We start from the raw sequence: 8,781 nt of genomic DNA, 5'->3' as shown, positions 1-8,781 counted from the left end.
TCCCCCTTCGAAGGGGGCAGGGGGATGACTGAACAGAGGCTATGAAACAAGAACTAGAACTGTAGCAGGGGGGGCTCGATAAAGATAAGGAGGGGTAGGGGTGGTTGGATCCGGAACCGCAAAAAAAATCCTAAAGACTCTCGCAGGAACTGCGCTAATTGCAAGATCCAGGGTCAAAGTATACGTTATGACTTCATCAAAAAATCAAAAAGCCCCGGATAGGTTAATATCCGGGGCTTTTTGATGTATACCTTACGTTGTTATGGTCTTGGTGCCGTTTGGCCGGTAGCTATCTGGCGAAGGGAATCGCGCATTTCAGTGAGCAGTACCTCTTCTTTGGTAGGAGCGGGAGGCACTGCGGGTGCAGCGGCTTTTTTGCGCATCAGTCGGTTCATGCCTTTTATGATCATGAAAATGATAAAGGCCAGGATGAGGAAATTCAACAGCACCGTAATGAAGTTACCCCAGGCGAACACGGCTCCCAGCTTACGTGCTTCTTCCAGTGCCAGGCCTTCCGGAACATCTGCAGAAAGTGCCACATAGAGGTTCGAGAAATCCATATCGCCAATCGCCTTGCCGACCAGCGGCATGATCAGGTCATTTACCACCGAGTTAACCAGGCCGCTGAATGCCGCACCGATAATGATTCCTATGGCCAGGTCCATTACATTGCCACGCATGGCAAACTCTTTGAATTCTTTTAGCATACTCATCGTGTAGAGGGATTGTTTATGTTGGTTTAACTGATTGAATGCTAAGCTGTATCCTGGGCAATCACACTTCCCAACCTCCTTTCACCTGCCCGTATGCCGCTGTGTTCTAGGACTATAGAAGTAAATATAGTATTTTAAATTATAAATCATACAAATTCAACCGGATTATACTTTGCCCCAGGGGCTAGAAGGCGTCGCAGGAAGGAGCAGCGGTAAACAAGGACATGAAAACGAAGCCATCATGGTGCAGGCGCTAGGGGAGTAGACGCTTACCGTATGCAAAAGCGATACAGGTGATTACAGGTCACACACGACGGGATGAATTCTACTCAGCAGTAAAGCAATATATTTGAGGGTTTAGAAAGGCGGTGCCTCAGCAGGGAAGGCTACTTTTGCAAACAGCAGTTACTTGCTACAGCGAACTTAGATTGATTTCCGGTTCGGTTAGCAAAGGCACAGCTTTGGTGCTTACTCTTTCACTTTGTAGTTACAGGGTTGCTCCGTGCTGTACTCTATTTTTTCATCAGCCAGCAGGGCCGCTATGATTTCGTCGGTGTATATTTTGCTGAATCCGAGGCTTTCGCCTAAAACCCGTTCGTCGAGCTTGCCCTTGTTTTTCTTCAAGGCGTCCAGGTATGCTTTCTTATCTTTTTCCATAGCAGTTCAGAGTTATACTTGTAAATGCGATCACTATACCTGCCGGCAACAGCCTTCGTTGAAGGCCGGGGTACACTCTGTTTACGATTGGAAAAGCGGCTTAGCTGTTTTTTTATGGTCCTGTTCAATCTGCGCTCCCCGAAGCAGTGTTTTCGGGGAGCGCAGATTGCCAGAGCCTTTCCTTATTTCGGACTTTTTTTCTCGTAGCCCTGATGTTGCGTGACAGCATCAAATTTGAAGTCGGAAGTGAAGTGGAACTTCAGTGTCGGATACGATTCCTGTGCGGATCGCAGCACCCAGGTGGTATCGGCAAAAAACACCGGGTTGTCGTCTTTGTCGTAGGCGATCTGGCTGCCCTTCATTGAGATAAAGCGCGCCAGTGTCTCTTTGTCGTCGGAGGTGATCCAGCAGGCTTTGTAATAGTTGAGTGAATGCAGGTCGCAGGTAGCGCCGTATTCCTGCTGAAGCCGGAACTTGATCACGTCAAACTGCAGCTCGCCCACCGTGCCGATGATCTTGCGGCTGCCTTGCTGCTGCACAAACAACTGCGCCACGCCCTCGTCGGTGAGCTGCCGTATCCCTTTATCCAGCTGTTTGGTCTTGAAGGGATCGCGGTTGACCACTTCCCTGAATATCTCGGGTGAGAAACTCGGTATACCTTTGTACTGCAGCACTTCGCCTTCGGTGAGCGTATCGCCTATCTTAAAAGAGCCGGTATCGTAGAGACCCACCACATCGCCTGGCCAGGCCTCTTCCAGCAGGCTCTTCTCATTGGCCATAAAGCTGGTGGGGCTGGAGAAGCGGATGCGCTTGTCGAGGCGGGTATGGTAATAGAGCTTGTTGCGCTCAAATTTCCCCGAACACACCCGACAAAAGGCTATGCGGTCGCGGTGGTTGGGATCGAGGTTGGCGTGTATCTTGAAGATGAAGCCGGTAAACCCTTTTTCTTCCGGGCGCACCTCGCGCTGGGAGGCTTCCACGGGCTGCGGCGAAGGCGCGATCTTGACGAAGGTGTCCAGCAGCTCGCCTACGCCGAAGTTGTAGATCGCACTGCCAAAGAAAACAGGAGCCAGGTAGGCTTCCTTGTAGAGCTCCAGGTCAAAGCCTTCGTAATAATCATCCAGGAAAGCCGTATCCTCCCGCAGTTTGTCAGCTGCCTGTTTCCCGATGACTTTGTCCACCTGTTCGTCGTTCAGGTCGTCAATGGCCACTACTTCTTTGGCCAGCTGCTTTTTGTTGGGGGAAAAAAGGCGCAGTTCCTTGTCATATAAATTGTACACGCCCTTAAAAGTAGAGCCGATGCCAATGGGCCAGCTCAGGGGCCGAACGTGGATGTTGAGTTCCCGCTCCAGCTCATCCAGCAGCTCGTAGGGGTCGCGACCTTCGCGGTCCATTTTGTTGATGTAGATGATCACCGGTGTGTTGCGCATGCGGCATACCTGCATCAGGTTGCGCGTCTGCTCTTCCACTCCCTTCACGCAGTCCACTACCAGGATCACGCTGTCCACGGCCGAAAGGGTACGGTAGGTGTCTTCGGCAAAATCTTTGTGACCCGGCGTATCCAGGATATTGATCTTGTGGCCGGCATAGTCGAAGCCCATAACGGAAGTAGCCACCGAGATGCCCCGCTGCTTTTCGATCTCCAGGAAGTCGGAAGTTGCGGACTTGGTTATTTTATTGCTTTTAACAGCTCCCGCCGTGTTGATCGCTCCCCCGAAGAGAAGTAGTTTTTCGGTCAGCGTGGTTTTGCCGGCATCGGGGTGGCTGATGATGGCGAAAGTCCTTCTGCGGAGTATTTCTTCTGGTATCATGTAGCAGCTTGTATTTGCTGACCTGCGGGCCAGTTATAGGATAATGTTTTGAAAATTACGGATGTCTGACAACCCGGCCTGATTGGCAAACGAGTCGTTATGTAAGGGGAGAGCCGGAAAGCTAAGGAGGTCGCAGCAACGTATAAATTTTTGCAAAGCTACATATTTTTTGAGCAGCCTGCTATACTTGGCTGGCAGATAATCCGGTGAGTAGAACGTGATTGCTCTCAAAACTGAAAAACCAGGTATAGCCAGAAATTCAGACAGGAGGTAACCGGTTTTTAAAGAATACTTTTACCTTTGCTACCGCAATGACAAGAACAGTTCTCCATAACGGCAATACGCCAGACTGATTTACCAGGCTGACAGCAGGCAATCCCCTGCCATATTAGCTGTCTTTCCTATCCGATCTTCCTGATCCATGAAGCATACTGCCCATACCGGGCTTTAGAAGCTCCATTATTGCATTCACATACCTTCTATATTTTTTCTGATTTATGATTTACGCACCCATCTCCTTCAAGGAGATCAACGTCAAGAACGAAGTTTTGTCGGGCCTGACGGTGGCCCTGGCGCTGGTACCGGAGGCCGTTGCATTTGCTTTTGTAGCCGGGGTAGGGCCACTGGTTGGCCTGTATGCTGCTTTTTTTCTTTGCCTGATTACCTCAGTATTCGGCGGAAGGCCGGGCATGATCTCCGGCGCTACCGGTGCACTCGCTGTCGTGATGGTAGCGCTGGTAGCCACCCATGGCGTGGAGTATCTGTTCGCAGCAGTGGTGCTGATGGGTTTGCTGCAGGTGCTGTTCGGAGCGCTCCAGCTGGGCAAATTCATCCGCCTGGTGCCACAGCCCGTGATCTACGGCTTTGTGAATGGCCTGGCCATCGTGATTTTCATGGCTCAGTTTGGCCAGTTCAAGGTGCCTGCTGCTGACGGCGCGCTCGAGTGGCTCTCCGGAACTCCCTTATACATTATGCTGGGCCTGGTTTTGCTTACCATGGCTATCATTTACATTCTTCCGAAACTTACCAAAGTAGTTCCAGCCGCCCTCACTGCCATTGTTACGGTGTCTGCCCTGGTGATCGGCTTCGGACTGGACACCCGAACTGTTGGCGATATGGCCTCTGTGGGGGGCGGCTTCCCGGCCTTTCACATCCCGATGGTACCGCTTAATCTGGAGACTCTGCAGATTATTTTCCCTTATTCGCTCATTCTGGCAGGTATAGGGTTGCTGGAGTCGCTGCTGACGCTGACAATCGTAGACGAACTGACCAATACACGCGGGCGCGGCAATCAGGAAAGTATAGCACAAGGGGCGGCCAATATCGTAGCTGGTTTCTTTGGCACGATGGGCGGTTGCGCCATGATCGGGCAGAGTATCATCAACGTGAGCTCGGGAGGCCGGACGCGTCTTTCCGGTATCACGGCGGCGATCATGCTGCTGGTCTTCATCATGTTTGCCTCCAGCCTGATCGAGATGGTGCCGCTGGCAGCCCTGGTGGGCCTGATGTTCATGGTGGCGATCGGGACATTTGAATGGGCCAGTTTCCGGGTGCTGCGCCGCATACCCAAGTCCGATGCCCTGGTACTGGTTGTCGTTACGGTGCTGACAGTTGTCTTCGACCTGGCGATTGCCGTGGCCATTGGAGTGGTGATCGCCGCGCTGGTCTTTGCCTGGGACAGCGCCGTCCGCATACGTGCCCGCAAGCACGTAGATGAGAACGGAGTGAAATACTATGCGATCTATGGTCCCTTGTTTTTCGGTTCCAGCGCTAACTTTCTGGAAAAGTTTGATGTGGCCGATGACCCGCAGGAAGTCGTGGTAGATTTCAGGGAATCACGCGTTGTTGACCATTCCGGTATAGAGGCCCTGAACAAACTCACCGAACGCTACCTAAACGCCGGCAAGAAGCTGCACCTGCGCCACCTCAGCGAGGATTGCCGAAAACTACTGGTCAATGCAGAGAGTATCATCGAAGTAAATATTATGGAAGATCCGCACTACGCCGTCCTGACCGATAAGCTGGCGTAGCGTTTACATCCTGTAAAACAGAAAAGGAGGCTTCGGCCTCCTTTTCTGTTTTTATACCTCCATCAGGTAGAAAGGAGTCTCGTAATTGGCTTTCTGCAGCACCGGTTTGGAAACATTGAATACCTTGACGCCGGTAGAAGTTTCGCCCTCCAGCGTGCCGATGTGGGCGTGCCCGTGGAAGGCGGCCAGCACCCCTCTGCGGTTGAGCGGTTCTTCCAGCCGGGAACATCCCAGGAAGGGCATGATCGGTTCTGGTTCACCTACAACCGTGGCCTTGATGGGGGAGTAGTGCAGCAGCACGATCTTTTTGAGGTTGCTGTTGTCGTTGTCCATTTGCGACAGGGCCGCATCCAGTTTCAGGGCTTCTGTCACGGCCTCCTGCACAAAATCTTTGTTGAGCTTCTCGCCGAACATACCCAGCATGTGCTGGTCAAAACCGCCGCCATAGCCTTTTACGCCCGCAAAGCCCACATCGCCGATCACAGTGAAGTTGCCGTCTAAAAGCTGCAGGTTGGTCTGGGCCAATACTTTGCGGATTTTCTTTACCTGGTCGTGCTCGTAGTCGTGGTTACCCAATACCGCTAGCACTGGTATCGTACAGGCTTTCAGTTCCTCCGCCAGCACCTCGGCTTCCGACTCCCGGCCGGTATCGGTCAGGTCTCCGCAAAGCAGCAGTACATCTGCTTTCTCGGATGCTTCTCTAAAAAGGTCTACCCATTTGCCTGTGTCGCCTTCCTGTACATGTATATCGCCAATGGCTGCTATCCTGGTTTTTGTAGTGCCTGATTTTGCTTGCTGCATGCCTGTATCTGATTAAGTTATGATAGCTTATGCACTGCAGACCGGATACACTGGCGCACTGCTTGCTATACCTGAGTTTTGTCTAAATGTATACACTACGTGACAGGGCTGCCGTGGGATGGGAGATTTTGTGCGTAAGCCTGTAAAAGCAGTACCGCCTCCACAACATATGCTGCGGAGGCGGTGGTTTATAGTGCTTACGTGCGGAGTAACTAGTTACCGGTACGGTTCAGTTCGTCCAGGTTCACGTTGCGTTTTTTGGCTTCGAACTCTTTGCCTTTGTTAAAGCGGTAGCGCAGGTTGAGGCGGATGCTCTGGCTGCCATGGTATTGCTCGATGGCGTTGGTGTTGCCGTTCAGGCTAGTGTTGATGTACATCTGGCGGCTTCTGAAAATGTCGGTCGCGTTCAGGGTCAGGGTTAGCTTGTCGTCGAGGAAGGAACGCTTCAGGCCGGCATCTACCCACCACAAGCTCTTGAACTCATACAGGCCGTACACCCCTGGTCCCTGGTAGGCGCCGGTCAGTTCCAGCTTGATGCCGTGAGGCAGCTGAATGTTCTGGTTAGACTGCGCTGTGAAAGAAAGCTGATCCCGTAGCAGGTCCTCGTTGTCGGCGTTGGTGGTAAAGCTCGAATAGGACACCGTAGCATTGTTATTAATTTCCCATTTGCCGGAGATGCGTACCGGAGCCACCAGTGTAGCGTTGAGGTTCTTGTATTCTGCCATATTGCGCTGCTGGAACACCGTGGTGTTGTTTTCCGGGTTCTGGTCAGGCACCTCGCCCATAAAGTCTTTCGTCACCGCGTAGCCTAGGGTCAGGTTATAGCTGTCCTTCAGTGTCTGCGTCAGCTCAAAGGAGTTGGTATACTGCGGCCGCAGGTACGGGTTGCCCTGTGCCCAGGTATAAGGGTCGAGGTAAAAGATGAACGGGTTCAGGTTCTCGTAAAATGGTCTGTTGATGCGGCGGCTATACTTGTAGCTTACCTGGTAGTTGTCGCTCACTTTCTGCTGCACAAACACGCTGGGGAACAGGTCCAGGTAATCGCGTTTCGTTTTTTCGTCACGTGTCAGTGAGTTGCCTTCCGAAAAGGTCTGTTCAGCACGCAGGCCGGCCTGCAGCTTCCACTTTTTGCCGAAGCTGGTGGAGTAGTTGGTGTAGGCGGCAAAGATATCTTCCTTGTAAATAAAGTGGCTGGTACGGTTAACATCGAGGATGTCGCGGCCATCTACGTTTTGGTAGAACAGCAACTCATTGTCCGATACCACATGGCTGGCTTTGGCTCCCAGTTCCAGCTTGCCGTTCTGGCCTATCTTTTTGGCAAAGTCGGTCTTGGCGGAGTAGATGTCGTAGCTGGTCGGGTTGTTGCTGGAAAGCAGGTCCAGCCTGGCCGGATTGCCGGTATTGACACTGTCGTACGTGTTGAAGAACTCAGAGTCATTGCGGCTGCTGATCTTCACATAGTCCAGGTCAGCTGAAAGGGTAGTGCCGACGGTGTCCAGTTTGCCGGTGTAGTGCACGTTGAAGGTTCCGTTGCGGTAGTCGCTGTTTATTTTATTGATGGAATTGATGAACACGTCGTTCGCTGAATTTCCATCGCGCAGCCAGGAGTCAGTACGGAACAGGTTACGGTTGTCGTTGTAATACAGGTTAGCCAAACCGCCAATGCTGTGCTTGTCGTTGATCTCGTAATCGGTGCCGAGGCGCAGGGCGGGTGCCAGGCGCTCCGTCTCTTCGTAGCCTTCCTGGTCAAACGTGCTGATTTCTCCTTCTTTGTTGAACACGCGCTTCATATCCATATCGCGGTAGCGCATGCGGCGGGGCAGGTCAAGGCTGGCCGTGGTGCTCCACTTGCCTTTTTTGTAGCTTACGTCGCCACCTGTGGTATAGGTATGGAGGTTATTATACTGGTAGCCTGCGTACACGCTGCCACTCATACCAAAGTCCGGGTTCTTTTTAAGGTTGATGTTGATGATACCGGACGTGCCCTCGGCGTCATACTTGGAAGAAGGGTTGGTGATGATCTCCAGGTTCTTGATGTTTTCGGCAGACATGCTTTGCAGCAGATTCTGCAGCTCTTTGCCCGATAGGTATGACTGCCTGCCATTGAGCATGACCATGACCCCGGCTTTGCCGTTGAGCCGGATGTTGCCGTCCTGGTCCACCCAGACGCCTGGCGATTTCTCCAGTACTTCGTAAGCAGTGCTGCCTGAGGCCATGGCGGTGCCTTCCACACTTACCACCATTTTATCGGCTTCAGTCCTAATAGTCGGGCGCATGGTTTGTACGGTCACTTCCTTCAGCGTTTTCACGTCCGGCTTGAGCTGCAGCTTTCCAAAGTCTTTGGAAAAGCCAGGGCCTGCCACTTCAAATACTTCGGATTGCAGCGGCAGGTAGCCCAACCCGCTTACCTTGACCTGGTAGCGTCCTTTTGCTGGCGTCTTGATCCGGAAGCTGCCGTCCAGGTCGGCAATGGCGCCTGTCACTACCGCAGCAGTAGAGGCGTCGAGAACGGCTACGTTCACAAAGCCCAAGCCCTGGTTCTTTTCATCCAGGATAGTGCCCTGCAGCATACCTTCTGATTGCGCGAAGCTGCTGCTACTGAGGCTGGTGATAATAAACATTGTCAGGAGGTAGATTACTTTTTTCATAGAGTTATCTTTAACGTGTATGGGAAATTGATGAAGCAAAGATATTCTATAGTACTTTGTATTGCAAGGTACTGTTTGATTTATTATATCAACTCGCTGAATTTCTCCGTGAACAACTTCA

6 protein-coding genes are annotated in these 8,781 nt (G+C 52.0%); 1 reads left to right on the top strand and 5 read right to left on the bottom strand.

Annotation, left to right across the window (positions count from 1 at the left end; all coding sequences use genetic code 11):
• Positions 1-260 precede the first annotated feature (260 nt).
• The 3 genes from mscL to OB13_RS08000 form a co-directional block, all read right to left on the bottom strand.
• Positions 261-713, bottom strand: a complete 453-nt coding sequence (mscL, locus tag OB13_RS08010; protein ID WP_461489636.1) for a large conductance mechanosensitive channel protein MscL — start codon at positions 711-713, stop codon at positions 261-263.
• 468 nt (positions 714-1,181) lie between these two features.
• Positions 1,182-1,370, bottom strand: coding sequence for a hypothetical protein (locus OB13_RS08005; protein WP_461489635.1), 189 nt, complete (start codon positions 1,368-1,370; stop codon positions 1,182-1,184).
• A 182-nt stretch (positions 1,371-1,552) separates the two neighbouring features.
• The gene (locus OB13_RS08000) at positions 1,553-3,181 is read right to left on the bottom strand and encodes a peptide chain release factor 3 (protein ID WP_461489634.1); all 1,629 of its coding nucleotides are present in this window, start codon (positions 3,179-3,181) and stop codon (positions 1,553-1,555) included.
• 497 nt (positions 3,182-3,678) lie between these two features.
• Between OB13_RS08000 and OB13_RS07995 the strand changes: the two genes are divergently transcribed.
• Positions 3,679-5,211 carry a SulP family inorganic anion transporter gene (locus OB13_RS07995; protein ID WP_461489633.1) on the top strand — a complete coding sequence of 511 codons (1,533 nt, stop codon included), beginning with the start codon at positions 3,679-3,681 and terminating at the stop codon, positions 5,209-5,211.
• 51 nt (positions 5,212-5,262) lie between these two features.
• On the opposite strand, the gene OB13_RS07990 is transcribed toward OB13_RS07995, so the two are convergent.
• Together OB13_RS07990 and OB13_RS07985 are read right to left on the bottom strand one after the other, a co-directional pair.
• A complete protein-coding gene (locus OB13_RS07990) occupies positions 5,263-6,012 on the bottom strand; it encodes a metallophosphoesterase family protein (protein ID WP_461489632.1) in 750 nt (249 codons plus the stop codon).
• 212 nt (positions 6,013-6,224) lie between these two features.
• Positions 6,225-8,660, bottom strand: coding sequence for a TonB-dependent receptor (locus tag OB13_RS07985; RefSeq protein WP_461489631.1), 2,436 nt, complete (start codon positions 8,658-8,660; stop codon positions 6,225-6,227).
• Positions 8,661-8,781: the final 121 nt, after the last annotated feature.

It is taken from the genome of Pontibacter sp. HJ8, from assembly GCF_054824225.1.
The sequence above is the reverse complement of the archived record's forward strand: the minus strand, read 5'-3'. Positions and strand labels throughout refer to the sequence as shown.

Bases quoted from the DNA above. Each gene is read 5' to 3' on its own strand.
- OB13_RS07990 (WP_461489632.1), bottom strand. From the start codon at position 6,012: ATGCAGCAAGCAAAATCAGGCACTACAAAAACCAGGATAGCAGCCATT.
- OB13_RS07995 (WP_461489633.1), top strand. From the start codon at position 3,679: ATGATTTACGCACCCATCTCCTTCAAGGAGATCAACGTCAAGAACGAA.
- OB13_RS07985 (WP_461489631.1), bottom strand. From the start codon at position 8,660: ATGAAAAAAGTAATCTACCTCCTGACAATGTTTATTATCACCAGCCTC.
- OB13_RS08000 (WP_461489634.1), bottom strand. From the start codon at position 3,181: ATGATACCAGAAGAAATACTCCGCAGAAGGACTTTCGCCATCATCAGC.
- mscL (WP_461489636.1), bottom strand. From the start codon at position 713: ATGAGTATGCTAAAAGAATTCAAAGAGTTTGCCATGCGTGGCAATGTA.
- OB13_RS08005 (WP_461489635.1), bottom strand. From the start codon at position 1,370: ATGGAAAAAGATAAGAAAGCATACCTGGACGCCTTGAAGAAAAACAAG.